This is a genomic window from Actinomyces urinae (genome assembly GCF_900119695.1).
Taxonomy (GTDB): Bacteria; Actinomycetota; Actinomycetes; order Actinomycetales; family Actinomycetaceae; genus Gleimia; species Gleimia urinae.
In genome coordinates this window covers 1,193,536-1,213,624 of record NZ_LT632547.1, presented here as the reverse complement: position 1 = coordinate 1,213,624, position 20,089 = coordinate 1,193,536, and the positions used below count along the sequence as shown (strand labels likewise).

The window sequence follows — 20,089 nt, the reverse complement described above, 5'->3', positions numbered from 1 at the left end:
TACTATAGAAATTTATCCACAGATTTTTGCTGTGGAGAGGCAAAGAAGTAGCTCTTGTCCACACGAATTCACAAAACCATGTGGATACTACTGGCTTTGGCGCGCCTGAGCGCGGATTCGACTGATGAGTTCGGTGACGTGATTGTAGATTTCACGCTTCATTGTCATCTGATGAGAGATTTTCTTATTGGCGTGCATAACAGTCGTGTGATCGCGTCCCCCAAATGCTTGGCCAATCTTGGGTAGCGAGAGCTCGGTGAGTTCACGACACAGATACATGGCAATCTGGCGCGCCTCAACAATCTGGCGGGATCGGTCAGCTGAATTCATTTGTTCAATACTGACCTGGAAGTAGTCAGAAACCTGTCCCATGATCATCGCGATCGTGATTTCGGTGTCATCCGGGTCTGAAAGAACGTCCTTTAGAACCACCTCTGCAAGCGACCTGTTGATCTCTTGATTGGTGATCTGCGCGTATGCGGTTACGCGAAGCAACGAGCCTTCAAGTTCACGGATGTTTGAGGAAATACGCGAGGCGATGAACTCGAGCACCTCATCATTAACATCGAGGTTTTCCGCGATAGCTTTCTTACGCAAAATCGCGATACGGGTTTCTAGATCCGGTGGCTGAATGTCAGTGAGCAATCCCATTTCGAAGCGGGACCGCATGCGGTCACCTAGGCCCTCGAGCTTCTTCGGCGGCACATCCGAGGTGATAACAACCTGCTTGTTCGCGTTGTGCAGCGTGTTGAAAGTGTGGAAAAACTCTTCGACTGTCTGTTCTTTTCCCTGGATGAATTGGATGTCATCGATGAGCAAGATGTCTACCTCGCGGTAGCGACGTTGAAACTGCTCGGCGCGGTCGTCTCGAATCGAGTTAATGAAGTCGTTTGTGAACTCTTCTGAACTCACGTACTTGACCTTCAGATTCGGGTAGAGCGAAAGCGCGTAGTTACCAATCGCGTGTAGCAGGTGGGTTTTACCCAGTCCCGAACCGCCATAGATAAAAAGAGGATTGTAGGCTTTTGCCGGCATCTCACCCACGGCCGTAGCTGCGGCGTTAGCGAAACGGTTGGACGAGCCGGTAACAAAAGTATCGAAGGTGAACTTGGGATTGAGTCTTGAGCCAGAAAAATCAATTGGCGAGGACGTAGCTGGGTTGCCCGCTTGGATTGGGTCTACCTCAGTTTCAACCTCCCTTGCAACGGAGGGATGGGATTGTGACAGGCCAGCAATATCTACGGCAGGAGCTACTTCTTCAGCCTGCTCAGCTTTATCAATCTCGGCTTCGACTTCCTCGTTGAGAGACGGATCAACCGTGATCGCGATTCGAACGGATGATCCAACATAGTTTGAAAGAGCGCTACAAATGGCGTCATTGGCGTTCTTTTCAATAAAAGTCTTAGTGAATTCGTTTGGAACTGCCACCAAAATGGTGCCTTCTAGATCGCCGAGTGGACGCGTTGTAGATAGGAACGCTTTAACGGATGGACCAATTTCGTCGTCCTTCAAAAGGTCCGCAATAACGGTGTTCCAAGCGGCGCTTAACTTCTTGCCGTCCACCTCAGCTCCTTATTCAAACGTGACCTAATACACGGCTGATCATTCAACTTCCCTTAGTTTGTCACTTTTACACCAAATTAGTGAAGTTATCCCCACAATGGGGAAAACTTTGTGGATAACACGAATAGAACTACACAAATGTGGTTCCCACTGTTTACAAGCAATTAAGTTTCGTATAGAACGATGTTGACTAAAACTTATGCACAGCCACAACAGTGTAGTTATTCCCAGGGTTATTCACAGTTGGTGATAGTAAATGTGGTGAATCTCGTTTTTTATCACGTTGACTAGTCGAAAACCAATCAATAAGCTGGATCGTTGTATGTGCAGACACTGCACCATTTAGTGCGCGCTCTTTGCGTCAGCAGTAAATGTGGAGATAGGGAGGGCCCTTCAGGCGCCCTCAAGCCTGAGGAGATCAAAGTGACGAAGCGTACTTATCAGCCGAATAACCGCCGCCGCTCCAGGAAGCACGGCTTCCGCCTGCGTATGCGCACGCGCGCAGGCCGCGCAATCTTGGCAAACCGCCGCCGCAAGGGCCGCAAGCAGCTATCTGCCTGAGTGCTATCAGCTCAGAACCGCTTACGAGACCCGGAGCTATTTCGCAAAGCATTCCGCTTTGGTGAACGCGCGGGCAACCGGAAGTTAGTAGTTCACGTACTGACCGGCGAGGTTTCTCAAAATGAGCGCCTCGTCGGTTTCGTCGTACCTAAGAAGGTATTTGCCCGGGCAGTTGCTCGCAACAAGGTGAAGAGACAGTTGCGGCACATTTGCCGTGACAGAGCGCAAACACTTCCCCCTCGCACCGTCCTCGTGATTCGAGTTCTAGAAGGCGCTCGTGGTAGCGACTACCATGAACTTGAAGAGGCAGTAGACGATGCGCTTTCACGTGCACTAGCGCGGAGCGCGAAATGAACCCTATTTCGCGTATCCTGGTAGCGCCTGTACGCTTCTATCAGAAGTTCATATCGCCGGGAATGCCGCCAACCTGTAGGTACTATCCGAGTTGCTCCAGCTACGCTGTCAAGGCGTTGGAAATGCACGGACCTGCTAAAGGGCTAATACTTGCGACGTGGCGGCTGCTCAGATGCAATCCGTGGTCATTGGGCGGCGTGGATCACGTGCCTGATAAGGGTAAGTGGAAACCAGAGCCCTACGTGAGGCCAAAAGACGACGAATGGGAAGAACCCTAAAATAAGTAAGGAGTCTAACCGTGTGGTTTGACAAGCTTCTGTACCCCTTCAAGGTTGCAGTTGCCTGGGTGATGGTGCGTCTACATGACGTCTTCGTTTTCCTTGGCATGGATGACGGTTCCGGACCGGCATGGGTACTGTCCATCATTGGCCTCACCATCATCGTTCGTATCCTCCTTTTCCCGCTATTCTTCAAGCAAATCAAGGCTTCTCGCGGCATGCAGGCACTGCAGCCGGAGTTGAAGAAGCTTCAGGATAAGTACAAGAACAAGAAGGACCAAGCTTCCCGCCAGCGCATGAGCGAGGAAATGATGGCCCTGTACAAGGAACACGGAACCTCCCCGTACTCCTCATGCATGCCAATCCTGCTCCAAATGCCGGTATTCTTCGCCCTGTTCCGTGTGCTTGCCTCCACCGGACCGATTGCAGAAGGTACATATCAGTACTCCTCGCTGGGCCCGCTGACGGCGTCGAAGGCGGCAGAGATTGAAGGCTCTACCCTGTTTGGTGCGCCGCTATCTGCAACGTTCTCAACTGCTGTTGATGTTACCCCGAAGATCGTCATCGTCGTCATGATCATTCTCATGGTCATCACGCAGTTCATCACCATGCGTCAGCTGACCATGAAGAACATGCCAGAATCGGCGAAGGATCCCTCGAACCCGATGATGCGTAGCCAGCAGATGATGATGTACACGATGCCGCTCATCATGGGTGTTTCCGGCTTCTTCTTCCAAACGGGTGTGCTGGTTTACTGGTTCACCACCAACCTGTGGACCATGGGCCAGCAGTTCTGGACCATTGCGCAGATGCCGACTCCTGGCTCCGATGCTTACACCAAACTCATGGGCAAGCGCCGCAAGGACTACATCGAGTGGGCTCGCCCCGTTTTCGAAGAGTACGACAACGAAGTTCGCACCCTTGATGCTGACGACGACCAGGGCCGCGCCGATCTCGTTGAACGTACTTTGAAGAAGGTGAAGAAGTCTGCGCCGAAGCAGAAGATTCCCACAAAGTTTGGTGCGGATGTAACCGCTGAACAGCAGCTTGGCGCCTACCGCGAGTTGGCATATTCCGAATGGGATGCGATGCCGGACGAGCGTTGGACTCGAAGGTTTGAAATCGCGAGGCGTCACGCGGAGGCCGCGAAAGAACGTAAGCAACCTCAACGCCTCACCAAGCGTGAGAGGCAGCTGCGAGACCAAGCTGAGCGTCGCCGACTTGAACGCGAACGCCAGATCAAGGAACGCCAGCAGGGAATGTCCCCTGAAGAACTTGAACGCAAGCGGGAGGAGCGCCGCCAGCAGCGTCGCAACGCCGCGCGTAAGAAGAAGCAAGGTAAGGATCAAAACGACAAGGCATAGCAGCACCACGCGTACTGCCAGAAAGATCCAGAAGGTACAAAATGACTGACGAAACCCCCAAGAAGGACCGCATCGCTCACCTCGTTGAAGAGGGTGACATTGCGGCGGACTACCTCGAAGAACTCCTCGACATTGCTGACCTTGACGGCGACATTGAACTCGACGTTGAGAATGATCGCGCCCTCGTGGAAATCGGCTCTGAAGACCCGTCCTCGCGCCTGGAGCGCCTGGTGGGTGAGGATGGCCGCGTACTTGATGCTCTGCAGGAGCTCACGCGCCTCGCGGTACAGAACGAGACGGGTGAGCGCTCGCGCCTCATGTTGGATATTGCGGGATTCCGCGCCGATAAGCGCAGGGAACTTACCGCGATCGCCGAAGAGGCAATCACGCGCGTGCGCACCACTGGCGAGGCCGTGATGCTTGAGCCGATGAACCCGTTTGAGCGCAAGATCTGTCACGACGTGGCCGCACGCGAGAACCTCATGTCTGAATCCGAGGGCGTTGAGCCAAACCGCTGCGTAGTGATTCTGCCCGGCAAGCTTGCTGAGGAAGATGGCGAAGCAGAGGCCGGCGAAAGCTCGGATTCGGCCGAGTAGGTAGGGCCTTCGAACAAGGTGGAAACTACGATCCAGGCTGCCTCTGACGGCTCTTTTGTTGAACAGCCGAATGAGGCGGTTCGCGAATTCTTCGGCCCGCAATTTGGGGCGATGGGTCACTTTGCGCGCATGCTCGTTGAAGAAGGCGAACTTCGCGGCCTCATTGGTCCACGTGAATTGCCGCGGCTGTGGTCCCGACACATCGTGAACTCGGCAGCTGTTCTAGGATTCATTCCCGAGGGTGTGCAGGTTCTGGACGTGGGTTCGGGTGCGGGATTTCCTGGGCTGGTGCTTGCCATCGCGAGGCCGGATCTGGACGTACATCTTGTTGAACCGATGGTGCGCAGGTGTGAGTGGCTTGCTGATGTGGCCGGTGAGATCGGGCTCGAAAACGTTACGATCCACAATGCGCGAGCGGAGGAGCTTCACGACGTTGGTGAAGCTGACATTGTAACTTCTCGCGCTGTTGCCAACCTTAAGCAGTTGACGCGGTGGACAATGCCGCTAGTCTTGCCTGGCGGGAAGATGCTTGCTTTGAAGGGTAGGCGAGCCGCTGAGGAAGTGAAGGCCGCGCGGCCCCTGTTCAAGAAATTCAATGTGGGGCGCGTGCATGTTCACGAAGTGCCCTCTCTCATGGAAGAAGAATCAACGCGCGTAGTGGAGATGCAGAAGAAGCGTTAGCGCAGTTTTCCACAGGCGTCGCTGCGGGGTATTGTTCACACCCGGCAAGCCCACGAGTTCCAGACCGTGCAAAACAACTACACTAGGCGTAGTTGAAAGGAGCATTGGTGACCACTGGTTCTAGTCCCCTTGCAGATGAGATCGCGCGCTCAGCTAGTTTGCGTGCACAACTTGAGGGTGTTGTGTTCCCTCGTCCTCAGCGACCGCTGGTTGTTGCAGTCGCGAACCAGAAGGGCGGAGTAGGCAAGACGACATCGGTGGTGAACCTTTCGGTTGCATTAGCTCAAGCAGGCCTTTCCGTGCTGGTGATTGATTCTGATCCGCAAGGAAACGCTTCTACGGCGCTGGGCGTGGACCACAGGCCGGGTACCCCCTCTACGTATGATGTATTGAGCAGCTCGATGAGCCTTGCGGAGTGTCTACACGCGTGCGAGGAGTCTGAGAACCTTCTTGTTTGTCCGGCCACGATTGACTTGTCTGGTGCGGAACTTGAACTCTCAACTGTCGACGGCCGCGAATTCGTGTTGCGCAAGGCCATTAAGGATTTCCTCGCGGTTAATCGAGGTGTGGACGTTGTGCTGATTGACTGTCCGCCAAGTCTGGGACTGCTTACCCTGAACTCTTTTGTTGCTGCGGATCAAGTAATCGTGCCGATCCAGACCGAGTATTACGCGCTGGAAGGTCTGTCCATGTTGGTCAATACCGTTGAGCGGATCAAGAACTACTTGAATCCGGGTTTAACCATTGGCGCGATCCTGCTAACGATGTACGACAGGCGTACAAATCTTAGTTCGGAAGTAGCCGCCGAGATTAAACGTTATTTCCCAGGAGTGGTTTTGGAGAACTACATTCCGCGCCTGGTTAAGCTCTCTGAGGCTCCAAGTTTCGGAACCAGTATTTTTGGGCATGATCCACGCGGCCAGGGCGCTGTTGCCTACAAGGCGGCCGCGTACGAGTTGGCTTCGCGTTGGGCGAGTTTAGGAGTAGAAGATGGCGGCGAGTGAAAGGCGCGCACTGGGGCGCGGGCTTGGTTCCCTAATTCCGGAACGAGATGCAAATGTTTCACGTGAAACAATTACACACGAGGATAACGTTGGCCGGCCCTCCGACCTATTTTTCGCGGGTGGCTCGGGTAAGGACTCGGGAGAAAGACGTTCTCAGTCTCTCTCCGCTGATCTTTTGAAGCCAGCACCACGCAAGGGTCGCGGGACGCGAGGGAAGAGCACCGTGGCCAAGGGAGCAACTAAGAGTGGTTCGGCGGCTGATGGCGCTTCTAAGCGAAGTCAAGCGCGTTCTTCTTCGTCAACGAAGTCCTCGAAGAGGCGCGCATCTGCTGATGATGCACGTGCGGCTCGTGGAGATGTAGGTTCTGCTTCGCTGGCTCCGGTGGGCGCTGGCTCCGGTGGCACTACAGGCTCCGGAGGTCCCTTGAACTCTGGCTCCAGCGCTGTTAGTGGCGGCGGCTCTGGCCGTGAAAAGCGTCCCCTATTTGCAGACATTATTCCGGAGGGCACTGAAGCTAGGGATGCCGAGGTAACGACCTATGATGCGCCAGATCTGGTAGAGGTTCCCGGAGTTTACTTCACGTTGATAGACATTGATTTAGTGGTGCCTAACCCTAAGCAACCACGCGAAATTTTTGACGAGTTCGAACTAGCAGAACTGTCTGAGTCGATTAAGGAAATCGGCGTTCTGCAACCTATCGTTGTACGTGAAATTGATGGTGGTGCCCACCGTTATCAGGAACTCGTTGAACAGCGAAAGGCCGAGGGTCTGGATAGGCTCCCTAAGTTCGAACTGATCATGGGCGAACGAAGACTTCGCGCTTCAAAGCTTGCGGGCGCACAGACGATCCCCGCGATTGTGCGCAACACCGAAGATGATGAGCTACTACGTGAAGCTTTGGTGGAGAACCTGCACCGTTCGCAGTTGAACCCGATTGAAGAAGCAAATGCGTACGCGCAACTAATGTCAGATTTTGGGTACACGCAGCAGGAGTTATCAGAACGAATCAAGCGTTCAAGGCCGCAAATCGCGAACTCGTTACGACTGTTGAAGCTTCCTCCTTCGGTTCAGCGCAAGCTGGCTGCGGGCGTGCTCAGTGCGGGACACGCGCGTGCACTTCTTGGCCTGCCAAGCGTTGCACAGATGGATGCCCTCGCCGATCGCATCATCGCGGAAGGCCTGTCAGTTCGCACAACGGAAGAGATTGTGGCATTAGGAGAAGTCTCTAACACTGCTACGAAGAAGAGCGCAAAGCGTATTCCACGGCCTCTGTCGGAAAACGCCTCGAACGTAATAGAACGCCTCACAGACTTGCTGGACACGCGTGTGACAGTAGTTGAAGGTAAACATAAAGGGCGCATCTCCATTGAGTACGCCGGTGCAGAGGACCTGGAGAGAATTACTCAAGTAATCGTCAATCTCCGCGGCTAAGGGTCGTCGTGTACTTGCCGGATGGATGTCTACGCCGTAGTGTGTGGTAACTCGATCTGCACGGTTTTGTTTCGTGTGCACTGCCAATTGTTTCACGTGAAACAATTGGTTTCATGACAGGCGGCACGTTCAGCGTTAGCATCTCGTTCATGCCAGCATCTAGTTCAGTGGCATGCTCGCAGCTACAAGTTGATTAGCTCCCGTCCCAAATCGTGTGGTGGCTAGAGTGGACACGAACCGATATATGACGCTGTGTTGCAGAGTGTAACGGGTCGTGAAGTCAATAGCTACCGGCAAGACAGTGTGTGCGTTACGCAAAACGCTGAGACATTTGCGGACACTCGTTGGGTCAATGACTAATCGGTTGAAGGTAGTCTCCCGATCGATGTTGGTCCGCAAATTGTTTCACGTGAAACAATTTGCTTACCGCTCTTGAAACGCACATGAACTCATCTGCTTGAACATCGCACTATTTGCGGGATTCCTCTAAAGCGACATGCTTAGAGGATCTAATTCTGTAAATGAACCGGGTTTCGTGTCAGCTGTCTAGTGGATCGAACAGTTGAAGCGGTCTGCCAAATGTGCCACTCATTGCATGACTTGAGCAGGAACCATGTAGATCGAAGCTAAGAACACTGAAGTTATATGTGCGGAATTATTTTGTGTGGAGCTGTTCTGCCGGACCAATTGTTTCACGTGAAACAATTCTGGCCAGCCCTTAAAGAGCTGACCAGAAAGAGAAGTGTTACATCAGGTCCTAGTCCCGATTACTCGCCGCGTACAGCGCTATATCTTCCAATACATCGCTAAGACTTCCGTGTTCCTCAGCGGCAAGCGGGAATAGGGAAGTGTCCGTCATACCCGGGCTCACGTTGGCGTCAATGAACCAGACCGTGCCGTCTTCACCAAGGATGAGATCAATACGCGACAAGTGCCGCATTCCCACAGTCTTATGGACTCCCAACGCTACATCGCTTACAGCTGCTAGCTCCTCCTCGGAAAGACGAGCGGGTACAAAAAACTTAGATCGACCCGTGTTGTAGCGGGCGTCATAATCGTACCTGCCGTCATCAGTTTCGATCTCTACCGGAGGTAGCGCCACCGGCTCGCCAAGATCAAGCACCGAAACCGCGATTTCCTTGCCCGGAACGAACTGCTCAACCATCACGGTGTCTCCGTAGGCGAAAGCATCAACCATCGCCGAGCGGAGCTCCTCCTCGTTGAAAACCTTTGACAGACCAAGCGCAGAGCCACCATCCGAAGGCTTCACTATCAGAGGGAAAGTAAGCCCGGCTTCATTATTTTCAATCGACTGGATGATTGCGGGGGCTCCCACCTGGCGGAACAAAGCCTGCTTGAGTGATAGCCACCTTGGAGTCCTCACCCCGCTCAACCGCGCCAAAGACTTAGCTGTTGGCTTACTAGACGCCAAGGCACACGAAGCTGCTGTGGAACCCACGTAGGGGAATGAGATTAGCTCAAGAAGATCCTGAACCGAGCCATCCTCGCCCACTGAACCGTGAATCAGTGGCCACACCACATCCGGCTCGAACTCAGCAACCGTAGGTAAAAACTGAGAATTCAGATCGCAAACCTCAACCGTATGGCCGGCATGGCGAAGTACTGTAGCCACCCGTCGCCCCGACCGTAGCGAAACGTCGCGCTCGTGCGTCAAACCGCCAGAAACAACCAAAATCTTTAAAGCTTCAGACACAGCGATCTCCTTACTTAAACCTGATCTGGAGCCGGCGCTGACACCGCGTCATCGGGCAACTCTGCGCGATCATTTGTGCCAAACATTTCAACCAGCTCGCGTTCCGCATTAATCACGCGAGACAGGCGGCTAACGCCCTCACGAATCTCCTCGGGCGGCGGATAACAGAACGAGAGCCTCATGTGGTCGCCCCCTCTGCCATCAGCGTAAAACGCCGTACCCGAAACATACGCGACCAATCCTGTGACCGCGCGCGGAAGCATCGCCTTTGCATCCAGGCCCTCCGGCAACGTCACCCACGTGTAAAAACCACCCTTCGGAGTGGTCCACTGCAAATCAGGTAGGAAGTCCTGCAACGCGGTCATCATCGCGTTGCAACGATCCCGGTACATCTGCCTGTAAACCTTAACCTGGCCGTACCAGTCATAATCAGACAAATACTGTTCAATAGCCATCTGCCCAACCATAGACGGCGAAAGAATCGCAGACTCCGAAGCTAAAACCAGCTTGTTGCGAATAGCGTGCGGAGCAAGCGCCCAGCCGATCCTGAAACCAGGAGCGAACATCTTCGAGAACGAGCCCAGATAAACCACGCCCTCGGGATTGTAAGACTGTAGCGCTGGAAGTGGATCCGAGTCGAACCCAAGCAGGCCGTATGGATTGTCCTCAACAATCAAAATATGCTCGCGGCGACAAATCTCGACGATTACAGGACGGCGCTGCTCCGAAAGAGTTACGCCCGCCGGATTGTGGAAATTCGGGATCGTGTACAAGAACTTAATCCGACGCCCTTGTGCGCGAAGGTGGCGGATCATCTCTTCAAGAGCTTCGGGAATCAGGCCATCCTCGTCCATGTCCACGTGGACAACTTCGCCCTCGTACGCGCGGAACGTGCCGAGCGCGCCCACATACGAGGGAGCCTCCGCCAGCACGACGTCGCCCTTCTCCAAGAAAATCTCAGAAACCAGATCCAAAGCCTGCTGCGAACCGGTGGTGACAACCACATCATCAGGATCTGCATTAATACCGTCATACGTCATCACCTCAGTGATGCGCTGGCGAAGATCCTCCCACCCCTGGCCCGAGCCGTATTGCATAGCCTGCGCGCCGTGACGAGAAATGAGCGTGCGAGCAGACTCAGCCAACGAATCCAGAGGCAAATCCTTAATGTTTGGCATGCCTCCAGCCAAAGACACTACTTCTGGCCTCGAGACCACGGCAAACAGAGCGCGGATTTCTGACGAACGCAACCCATGAGCTCGCGCCGCATACGCTCCGTGCCAGGGATCTAGCCAAGTACCTGAATCGGAATGCGGATCTGGACGTTCAACCAATGTAGTCAATCTTTCAAAGCGAAGGGAAAGTTCTTATCTCTTGATTGTGCCACCCAAATCACAAGGAACCAAAGAAAAACCTCAAAAATAAGACGGCGCTTCAGGTCTGCAACTACAAACCAGACTCGATATCGGCCTTCAGCTTGGCCTTCGCGCGACCACCAACGATTGTTTTGACCGCTTCGCCGCCCTTAAACAGGATCATTGTAGGAATCGAAACGATTCCGAACTTCGTGGCGAGCGTGGGATTATCATCGACGTTTACCTTGCCAACAACAATCTTGTCTGAAAGTTCGTTTGCAATCTCATCCAAAATCGGAGACATCTGCTGGCATGGGCCGCACCATGGCGCCCAAAAATCAACCAGCACCGGCAACGCAGAGCTCTTCACCGCGTCTTCGAAATTGGCATCCGAAACCTCGATTGTCTCAGCCATTCTTAACCCCTAACTAAGCGTTACAACTATCTACAGGTTCTCCAGGTAATGCTGTACATCAAGGGCGGCCTTCGCGCCCGTACCAGCAGCCGTGATGGCCTGCCTATAACGGGGATCTGCAACATCGCCACACGCAAACACGCCCGGAACGGAAGTGTTCGTAGTGGGATCAGCCACCTTGATGTAGGCGCCTTCCAACTCAAGCTGGTCCTTCACCAGTTCCGTACGCGGATCATGACCGATAGCAATAAACAGACCGTCAGTGTCAAGCTCGCGGCGCTCACCCGTAACCGTATCCTCAAGAATCAGACTCTGCAGGCTCGTCTCACCCTTCATGTCCACAACAACAGAGTTCCACGCGAACGAAATATTCGGATCCGCAAGCGCGCGCTCCTGCAAAATCTTCGAAGCGCGAAGCTCGTCGCGACGATGAATCACCGTAACCTTGCCAAACCGCGACAAGAACAGGGCCTCTTCCATAGCGGAATCACCACCGCCCACAACGGCAATCTGCTTATCGCGGAAGAAGAAACCATCACACGTAGCGCAGTATGAAACCCCGCGACCAGCGTAAGTCTGCTCACCCTCCAAACCCAGCGTGCGGTACGCGGCGCCCGTCGCCACAATCACCGCGCGAGCCTGGAACTCCTCGCCGTCCGAAACAACAACCTTCACATCTTCTGAAAGGTCAAGGCGCTCCACGTCCTCCATCCGCACGTCAGCACCAAACTTCTCGGCCTGTTCCTGCATCTTTACCATGAGCTCCGGACCCATCACTCCCTCGGGAAAACCGGGGAAGTTCTCCACCTCGGTGGTGTTCATGAGGGCTCCGCCAGCCGTAAATGAGCCGGCAAAAACAATCGGCTTCAAACCCGCACGCGATGCATAAATAGCTGCGGTATAACCAGCGGGACCGGAACCAACAATGATCAGATCATGGACCATGAGACAAACAACTTTCTGTGCAAAACAAAAGGCCTACACGCAACAACACTCTAACTAACCGCTCCGTGCGCGTAAATATTTCACGCGCGGCGCATAAAAACTCGACGACCGTCTATTTGAGAGTTGATTCACGGCTAGTTGAGAGTGAGCTCGTCAATCTTTGCGCGGAACTGCCCCTCGTCATCCGTGGGAAGAGCTACGAAATCTAACGTCACCGTGGTTCCCACAGCGGGTTCGGAAGGCGCGAGAGTAGTGGTCTTAGCCATCTTCGACGACGTCAAAACGGGCGTTGCAAACGGATCCGAACCATCATTAACCCGCAGATCGACTTGCCCGCCGTCGACCGGACCCTGGAAGCTCACGCTCTCAACAGAGCTTTCTTCTTCCAAATGAATTACCAGGCGAATGCGATTATCCTCAGGCAGTTCGGGCTGGGCAAAGTAGCGCGTTTGCCACCTCGTGGACTGATCCCCATCAAACAGGTATTGCGCCCATTCTGGGTGGTCACCATCGTCATTGTTGTATGAAACAACGTCAATCGAAGCGATCTTGGGTGCGCCCGCAGGCGGCGGAGTAGGAGCTTCCGACGGCGCCTCCTCCGTAGCCTCAACAACTTCAGTTGGCTTTGGCTCAATGTTCAAAATCGAAGAAGAGAACGTGTGCGTGCCAGCCATCGTAGTTAGTGACACGATCGTTGCTGCCACCATCAGCGTCGCAAATAGCGCAATCGTAGGCCGAGTTGGGTCGATACTCTGCCCCTCGTTCAAAGCATCCACAGTGGAACGAACCGAACGCATCGAGTTTTGAATAACCCGCGTGCCCGAAGGCAGTTTCATAATCGAGGAGCCACGCCGCGTGAAGCTAACCTTCTTCGGCAAATCCGAATCGACGGCCTTCAAGCTGTCTGTATCCCCAGCCATCCGTACCGGTTCACCTGTTGGCGCTGCCTTCGGAATGCTCGTAGAAGAGCGCTCGCGGCCAGATTCGTCCTTCTTCGAGACCGGCGCCGCGCTCTCGTCGTTGGAAGAATTGGCAGCTGCGGACGAACTTTCGGAAATGTCCAAGTCAAAAACGGCATCATCAAGGATACTGCCCCAGCCGGTTTCTACGGGCTGTAGAAGCTCCTCTTCCTCCTCCTTCGCAAGCTTTTCCAGGCGCTTGGACTCCGCTTTGGCCCGGCGAGCGTTTTCCCTCGCAGCCGCTGCTGCGGCAATCTTCGCAGCCTTCGCTTTAATAAAGCTTTTTGAAATATTTGCTAAATGCTTGGTTTCTTCTGTGAGTGAATGATCGGCGACGGAATCCTCGCCTAGATCATCATCCGAATCGGACGTTGCCTGAGTTTCCTCAGTAGAGTCCGAAGTCTGAGCTTCATCTTCAGGTGTGGGTGGAGGGGGCATTTTCGGCGAGCGCACGCTGGGGAAACGCTCGTCCAAAGATGAGATGAATTTTCGCGTATCATCCGAGCCTTCGTTAGCGTCGTTGTCCTCGATGTGCGCATCGGGCGCCTCATCATCGGAGGCGGGCGCGTTGCCATTCAGATCTTCATCAGTCTCTGAAGTTTCCTTGCCGCGTCGTCCTGTCCGCGAAATGGAGTTGCGCAAACGACTCGCCAAGCGACCTGAAACCATTTTCTCGTTCAAATCCTCAAGCAGGGCATCAAAAGATCCACTGGTCTGCTCCGGCGTAAACTGATCGCCGCGATCCTGCTCAGAATCGAAATCCTCATTCGACCCAAGATCGTCTTTAGACATAGAGCCCCCTCAATAACATCAACTGCAAGACTAATACACGTGCGTAGAGCAAGCCCGCGCCGCCGCCCAGTGTCGCTCAAAACCCGCCAGCAGTGGGGCTCTAGCAAGTCAGATCCTCAGTTAGAACGGCACGCGGGGCTACCCGTTGTCGGTGAAGCCTTCACCGCCGCCCGGAGCTGCCCCCTCGGATGCAAACCTTCGGAAATATGGGATTCGCGAGCCCAACATCCCTAAAGCGGTCTGGAAATTTTGGCGATCAAGCGTTGCTATGAGCGAGAAGTATCCGACGCTCACCACCACGGCCACCAGAACCGCACGCCAGAGGCCACCCCAAATTGCGCCCGTTACCGTGCTTGAAGTGTCAAACGCTCCCACAAAATGTAGCGCCCCCATACCTAGCAGGCCAGCTCCAACCGCTATCGCGCCATACTTCACCATATCGCCGACGACCACCCACGGATTTGCCTGCGGCAACCTGGCGCGAACAAAATACGTCGACAAAACACCTTGCACAATGCGCGAGACAGTCTCGGCAAATAGCGCCCCAAACAGCCAGTACACCGGAGGGAGGAACATCATCAATGCCCAGCCTAAAACCACCTGGCCGAGCGTTGGCCAAAGCACCGTGTAAAAGACGGGCCTGCCGTCCTCCATCGAATAAAAAACGCGTTGGCTGAAAATAACCACCACGGCGCCCGCAAGGCCCGGCAAAATAATCACCAGAGCGTTCGCGTACGCAACCATCTCTGAAATCGCGTTAGAAGGCCCCAGAATTTGGAAAACCGGGATCGCCGCCGCACCCAGAATCGCTGCCATCCACATCGTCAACAACAGTGATGAGCGCACGCCAATCTGATAATTGCGCACCATGCTCTCCTGGTCGCCATCAGCGGCCGCCGACGCGATCTTTGTAAACAGCGCTGTAGCAATCGAAACCGAAACTATCGATTGAGGGAGCATATACACCGTAAACGTAATGCCCAGTGCCGCAGTGGATGCCGCAAAAACACCGGTTTGCGTACTCCACGCGTTAGCTGCTGCTGCGATGTTCGACGTAGACAGGTATCCCACTTGGCCCACAACTAGGGTTGCGAACACCCAGCCCGCAATCTTTGACGCTCGGCGCAAGCCGGTGCCTCGGAAATGAAAATCCAACCGCAACCGCACACCTGCGCGCCGGAGAGGGATAATCAACAGCAGCGCCTGCGCAATCACACCCAACGTTGCCGGCCCCGCCAAAAGCGCCGTTCGTTGGAAATCCCAAACCGACGGGTCATTCACATCCGAGGCCGCACCGTACACCGCAATGAACACGATCAAGCCGATAATTGCGATCACATTATTAACCGCCGGTGTCCACATATAGGGGCCAAAAATGCCGCGCGCGTTCAAAAATTCGCCCAGGAGGGCATATATGCCGTAAAAGAAAATCTGGGGCAGACACCAAATGGCAAACACTATTGCCAGCGACTTCCACGCCGGAGCCATCAAACCAGCTGTCAAATTCACCAATATGCCTGCGGCCGCAACCATCACTATCGTGATGCTGAACATGATCAAGCCAGCCAGCGTCAACAGGCGATTCACGTAGTCCGAGCCAGACCTCGTCTTAAATGCCCGCACAATCTGCGGCACCAGAATCGCATCCAGCAAACCCGCTGCCAACAGGTTAAACACCACGTTGGGCAACGTATTCGCTACGTTAAACGCATCATTCGCCCCCGCCGCACCCAACGCGGCCAGAAGCAACGCAGTACGCAAAAAGCCAAGCCCTCGTGAAAAAGTGGTGCCCAGCGCCATTATCGCCGAAGACCTAAACAGGGAGGACTCTTTCGGATCACCCACCGGCTGATCGTGATCGCCAGCCAACTCGGCCTCACTCATCATGTCCTCCCAAACTCAAATCAGTAGGCGCACCCTCGTTCACATGCGGTGTTTCCAAACCGCCGCTTGCGTCTTCCTCGGCGATATCCACGCGGCGGCCTCGCCTAATAGTGCGCCAAATCCCCGCCGCCAGCAAAAGCGCCAAGGCAATCGAGAGAATGAGCGTACCCATAGACTCCCATTCCGCGCGAACGCGAATCTGTAGCCGCGCCGCATCATCGATTACGAGGTCATTTGGACCCTTCACCTTAACCTGAACGGCAACATTACCCGAACCAATTGCCCGAACCGGAATCTCCGCCACCGATGAGCCGTGCGCTGGCACACTGACATCAACACTCTTCTCGATCTGCAGGCGCGGATCAGGTGAAACCAGCTCCACAACCACATTCACCGGCTCATCAAGCGCCGAACTAACCCGTACGGGCAAATGCGCCTTGCGATCCAACAGGTTGATGGGGGCAGACTGCTCAACCTTGACGGACGTAGCCAGCGCCTCGGCTTCTTCATTCACTCCCTTAATCAACCGCGCGCGCAAATCTGGCTGTTCCCGCAACGCCAAAGACGTTGCCAGCAACACGCGGGAGCGCTGCTCTGCAACAGTGCCTGTCGAATCCTCCAGCGCTGAAGTCATTGCGGCCGTAGACTCAATCGCTTCGTATAGAGAACTAACCTCCGCGTCCGTGATGCCACCCGCAGAAGGAACCAGATCTGGCAGGGTAGTGCGTGGCTCGGGCATACCTGACATGTCTTTCACGTCCGCTACCGAGATTGGATTTACCCAACGGTCTCCCAACGCCGCCTTCACCCGGGCCACGGTGACCTCGCTATCCGGATTACGCTGCGTCAAAGCCAGCACGGTGCGTGACTGGTTAGGCAACTGGCGCGTAATAATCGCTGTGGTAGAACGAATCATCTGCTGAACATCCAGCTCATCGGCCTTAGAAGTAGCGGAAGAAGAAAGGAGATCCGACAACGCATTGTGTGCAAGCAAGACGTCCGTGCCGGGCTCTTCTTCGTTCACCGCAAGACCGGTCTGCGCGTCGTAGCGAGACCACGCGGACGGGTCATAAGTTAGGACATCCAAAGGCGTCAGACCCTGGCCTGTGCTCACAACCGTCTGATTGGCCCACAAATCCACAACCGGGCGGTCAAGCTCTTCCACCTCGGGCACAACAAAGTCATCTAAAATCTGCAAACCGGCCCCGTGTGCCACCGGCAGATTTGCTGCCGACTTCGAATCTTGCACCAACTGCACAATCTGTGAACGTTGCGAAAGATGAGCAATACCAGTCACATCCGCATCAGCCGCCGGCAACGAAATCACCGGACCCGCACCCGCCTTCACCAGGCCCTGAACGAAATCCTCCTGCTCAAGCAAACCCGCTCCAACCGCAAGCGTCACGCCCTCAACTCCAGCCAAACTCTGCACCACACGGACCTGCTCGGCAGGTGTATTCGTCGCCCTAACCCCCTGGTCAGTTTCATCCACGCCCATAGCAATTGAACTGACCACAGACAGGTTCAAAGGCTGGACCTCGTAACCCGAATCCCACAGCAACAAAGACCTGTCCGAGGCCACATGACCTTCTGCCTCAGCCCGCACCTCAATGCCTCTTGGACCCCAAAAAAACGGGGTATAGAACGGCAAATCGTCCGCCGGGATAGAAATTGAGAACGGAGTTGGCGTGCCCGCCTTTACATCCTTCAACGTCGCAGAAGCAACAAAATCACCCGCGAAATTGAAGTCCTCCAAATACGCCTTCGCATCTGCTACCGTCACCATCGAATCCGCGCGTACAAACACGCTCAAGGTCGCCTCGCTTTGCGCCTTCCCAAAACTAACCGTGCCCGAAACCTTCACACTTTTCTGATTCGTCACCACACGAGGCGCCAGATCATCAATCTCCACGATGTACTCGGACTCGGGGGCGGCAGGGGCTGCCACCGCCTCGAAACCCCCAAAAACGCCGCAAATCGCGGAAACCAAAGCTCCCGCCAGCAAAACCGCAACGCCTCTAAAACGCCCGCTCACACGTTCGCCTCTGGGTACAGCAAATCCAACGCGATTGCCACCACGCGCCGCTCATTTGGATACGCCAACATTCGAGAAACCTTATCCAACGGGAACCAGGCAGCGTCCTCGGCCTCCTGATCCGGATCGTTCTCCACGGTAACCTCGCCGGACACGTACTCAAACAAATAATGGTGCACTACCTTATGTACCCGACGATCCCCCGTAGAAAACCAGTAATCAATCGACGTCAAACCCGTCACCAACCGGCCCGTAATGCCAGTTTCCTCAGTAATCTCGCGAACCGCTGCCTCTTCCGCCGACTCGCCGCGTTCAAGATGGCCCTTCGGTAAACACCACTCGATATTGCCCGCCCGATTGCGGCGCGCAATCACCGCCACCCACGGAACGCCCTCGCGCACCTTAATCACAAGACCGCCAGCTGACGTCTCATCCACAACCGGCAAATGCCGCGCGCTCACCCTAAACCCACGTACCGCAAAATGGCGGCGCGGGGGACGCGGAACACCCATCCGAGGAGTGCCGTCATGAATATCCATGCTCCTACTCTATGACGTGGCGCGTCCGATATACCGAATTGTGAGGATTCATGGCACGCTAATAGGGATGCTAAAGGAACAAGAAACCAACAAACGGGTAACTCAGGCAAGCCAAAACGCGAACGCACTTGACGCTGTAGGATGCGGCGACCTTGAACTGCTTCGTAGCAACGCCCAAAAAGCTCTCGCCGAACTTCCCTCACAAATCATTGAACTTGGCCACGTATTTCACGAGGCCGGATTTGAACTCGCCCTTGTGGGCGGACCAGTTCGCGACGCGTTTCTTGCCGTAACACCGCACGACTTTGACCTCACCACCAATGCCAGGCCTGACGACACGGAACGCCTCCTTGGCATCTGGGGCGACAAAACCTGGGACGTCGGCAAAGCCTTCGGCACCATCGGGGCGCGCAAAGGCGACCTTCAAGTTGAGGTCACCACATACCGCACAGAGGCATACGACCCGAACTCGCGTAAACCCCAAGTCGAATACGGCGACACACTAGAAGGTGACCTCACCAGACGAGACTTCACCGTCAACGCCTGCGCCATCACCTTGCCCGATCTTGAACTCATAGACCCGCACGGTGGCCTCCAAGACCTAGCAGACGCCATTTTGCGCACGCCCGTCACCGCCACGCAATCCTTTGACGACGACCCCCTACGCATCATGCGTGCCGCACGGTTCAGTGCCCAGCTTGGCATTGACGTTTCCGAAGACGTCATGAAAGCCATGGAGCAGCAAGCGTGCCGCCTCGAAATTGTCTCCGCAGAACGCATCCGCTCTGAGTTTGAACGGCTACTGACATCCCCTAAGCCGCGGCGCGGCCTCGAACTCATGGTCCACACCACGGTCGCCGACATCGTCTTGCCCGAACTGTCGAACCTCCAAGATCTCAAAGACGAACACAATAGGCACAAAGACGTCTACGAGCACACCCTCACTGTCCTCGAACACGCAATCGCCCTTGAAACCGGTCCCGAAGGGCCTGTTCCCGGCCCCGATTTCATTCTTAGGTTCGCTGCCATCATGCACGACATCGGCAAACCCGCCACGCGCAGATTCGAACCCGACGGCACCGTCACCTTCCACCACCACGAAATTGTCGGCGCGAAAATGACCAAAAAACGCATGGTTGCCCTCCGCTTTGACAAAGCCACCACCAAAGCCGTTGTTGAACTAGTGCGCCTGCATCAACGATTCCACGGCTACGGCGAACAACAGTGGACCGACTCTGCCGTGCGCAGGTACGTCACCGACGCCGGTCCCTACCTCGAATACCTTCACCGCCTCACCCGCGCCGACTGCACCACGCGCAACAAACGCAAATCCGCCTACCTCCAAGCCGCCTACGACGACCTCGAAAATCGCATTCGCGAACTTAAAAAACAAGAGGAACTTGACGCGGTACGGCCTGACCTTGACGGCGGTGAAATCATGCACCTGCTAGGCCTAAAGCCCGGTCCTCAAGTTGGAAAAGCATACAAATATCTCCTCGAACTACGCATGGAACGAGGCCCGCTTGGCAAAGCGGAAGCCGAACACGAACTACTAAAATGGTGGGAATCGCAATAAAACCGTGCACAATTACTACATAGACGAAACGAGGAACCCGGC

At 54.9% G+C, this 20,089-nt stretch carries 18 protein-coding genes; 9 read left to right on the top strand and 9 right to left on the bottom strand.

What is annotated here, in order from left to right; translation table 11 throughout:
• Positions 1 to 87 precede the first annotated feature (87 nt).
• Positions 88 to 1,563, bottom strand: a complete 1,476-nt coding sequence (dnaA, locus tag BQ7114_RS06860) for a chromosomal replication initiator protein DnaA (protein WP_072343629.1) — start codon at positions 1,561 to 1,563, stop codon at positions 88 to 90.
• A 423-nt stretch (positions 1,564 to 1,986) separates the two neighbouring features.
• On the opposite strand from dnaA, the gene rpmH reads away from it, so the two are divergent.
• The 8 genes from rpmH (at position 1,987) to BQ7114_RS08810 (ending at position 7,833) form a co-directional block, all read left to right on the top strand.
• Positions 1,987 to 2,124 (top strand): 50S ribosomal protein L34, encoded by a 138-nt coding sequence (rpmH, locus tag BQ7114_RS06855; RefSeq protein WP_034509921.1) that lies wholly within the window; start codon positions 1,987 to 1,989, stop codon positions 2,122 to 2,124.
• Positions 2,125 to 2,478, top strand: a complete 354-nt coding sequence (gene rnpA, locus BQ7114_RS06850; protein ID WP_072343626.1) for a ribonuclease P protein component — start codon at positions 2,125 to 2,127, stop codon at positions 2,476 to 2,478. It begins immediately after the preceding gene.
• Positions 2,475 to 2,756 (top strand): membrane protein insertion efficiency factor YidD, encoded by a 282-nt coding sequence (yidD, locus tag BQ7114_RS06845; RefSeq protein WP_072343623.1) that lies wholly within the window; start codon positions 2,475 to 2,477, stop codon positions 2,754 to 2,756. The genes rnpA and yidD overlap by 4 nt, the downstream gene beginning before the upstream one ends.
• 20 nt (positions 2,757 to 2,776) lie before the next feature.
• Positions 2,777 to 4,120, top strand: a complete 1,344-nt coding sequence (gene yidC / locus BQ7114_RS06840; protein WP_072343620.1) for a membrane protein insertase YidC — start codon at positions 2,777 to 2,779, stop codon at positions 4,118 to 4,120.
• A 41-nt stretch (positions 4,121 to 4,161) separates the two neighbouring features.
• Complete coding sequence (locus tag BQ7114_RS06835) at positions 4,162 to 4,716, top strand: Jag family protein (RefSeq protein ID WP_072343617.1); 555 nt, start codon at positions 4,162 to 4,164, stop codon at positions 4,714 to 4,716.
• 18 nt (positions 4,717 to 4,734) lie between these two features.
• Positions 4,735 to 5,397, top strand: a complete 663-nt coding sequence (rsmG, locus tag BQ7114_RS06830; protein WP_072343614.1) for a 16S rRNA (guanine(527)-N(7))-methyltransferase RsmG — start codon at positions 4,735 to 4,737, stop codon at positions 5,395 to 5,397.
• A 107-nt stretch (positions 5,398 to 5,504) separates the two neighbouring features.
• Positions 5,505 to 6,401: a ParA family protein gene (locus BQ7114_RS06825; protein ID WP_072343611.1), complete on the top strand. Its 897-nt coding sequence runs from the start codon at positions 5,505 to 5,507 to the stop codon at positions 6,399 to 6,401.
• Positions 6,388 to 7,833 (top strand): ParB/RepB/Spo0J family partition protein, encoded by a 1,446-nt coding sequence (locus BQ7114_RS08810; protein ID WP_083431780.1) that lies wholly within the window; start codon positions 6,388 to 6,390, stop codon positions 7,831 to 7,833. The genes BQ7114_RS06825 and BQ7114_RS08810 overlap by 14 nt, the downstream gene beginning before the upstream one ends.
• A gap of 757 nt (positions 7,834 to 8,590) precedes the next feature.
• Here the strand turns inward: BQ7114_RS08810 and BQ7114_RS06815 are convergent.
• From BQ7114_RS06815 to BQ7114_RS06780, 8 genes are all read right to left on the bottom strand, one after another.
• Positions 8,591 to 9,547 (bottom strand): D-alanine--D-alanine ligase family protein, encoded by a 957-nt coding sequence (locus tag BQ7114_RS06815; protein ID WP_072343608.1) that lies wholly within the window; start codon positions 9,545 to 9,547, stop codon positions 8,591 to 8,593.
• A 14-nt stretch (positions 9,548 to 9,561) separates the two neighbouring features.
• The gene (locus tag BQ7114_RS06810) at positions 9,562 to 10,890 is read right to left on the bottom strand and encodes an aminotransferase-like domain-containing protein (RefSeq protein ID WP_052038971.1); all 1,329 of its coding nucleotides are present in this window, start codon (positions 10,888 to 10,890) and stop codon (positions 9,562 to 9,564) included.
• Between the two features lie 103 nt (positions 10,891 to 10,993).
• Entirely contained in the window at positions 10,994 to 11,317 is a 324-nt protein-coding gene (trxA, locus tag BQ7114_RS06805; protein ID WP_072343605.1) for a thioredoxin, read from the bottom strand.
• Between the two features lie 30 nt (positions 11,318 to 11,347).
• Positions 11,348 to 12,262 carry a thioredoxin-disulfide reductase gene (gene trxB / locus BQ7114_RS06800; protein ID WP_072343602.1) on the bottom strand — a complete coding sequence of 305 codons (915 nt, stop codon included), beginning with the start codon at positions 12,260 to 12,262 and terminating at the stop codon, positions 11,348 to 11,350.
• Between the two features lie 134 nt (positions 12,263 to 12,396).
• Positions 12,397 to 14,013: a hypothetical protein gene (locus BQ7114_RS06795; RefSeq protein ID WP_072343598.1), complete on the bottom strand. Its 1,617-nt coding sequence runs from the start codon at positions 14,011 to 14,013 to the stop codon at positions 12,397 to 12,399.
• Between the two features lie 138 nt (positions 14,014 to 14,151).
• The gene (gene murJ / locus BQ7114_RS06790) at positions 14,152 to 15,897 is read right to left on the bottom strand and encodes a murein biosynthesis integral membrane protein MurJ (protein WP_072343595.1); all 1,746 of its coding nucleotides are present in this window, start codon (positions 15,895 to 15,897) and stop codon (positions 14,152 to 14,154) included.
• A complete protein-coding gene (locus BQ7114_RS06785) occupies positions 15,890 to 17,932 on the bottom strand; it encodes a DUF6049 family protein (protein WP_072343592.1) in 2,043 nt (680 codons plus the stop codon). The genes murJ and BQ7114_RS06785 overlap by 8 nt, the downstream gene beginning before the upstream one ends.
• Positions 17,929 to 18,471: an NUDIX hydrolase gene (locus tag BQ7114_RS06780; RefSeq protein ID WP_072343589.1), complete on the bottom strand. Its 543-nt coding sequence runs from the start codon at positions 18,469 to 18,471 to the stop codon at positions 17,929 to 17,931. Before BQ7114_RS06780 ends, BQ7114_RS06785 begins: the two co-directional genes overlap by 4 nt.
• On the opposite strand from BQ7114_RS06780, the gene BQ7114_RS06775 reads away from it, so the two are divergent.
• Entirely contained in the window at positions 18,470 to 20,047 is a 1,578-nt protein-coding gene (locus BQ7114_RS06775; RefSeq protein WP_230205997.1) for a CCA tRNA nucleotidyltransferase, read from the top strand. The two genes, BQ7114_RS06780 and BQ7114_RS06775, sit on opposite strands and share 2 nt — an antisense overlap.
• Positions 20,048 to 20,089: the final 42 nt, after the last annotated feature.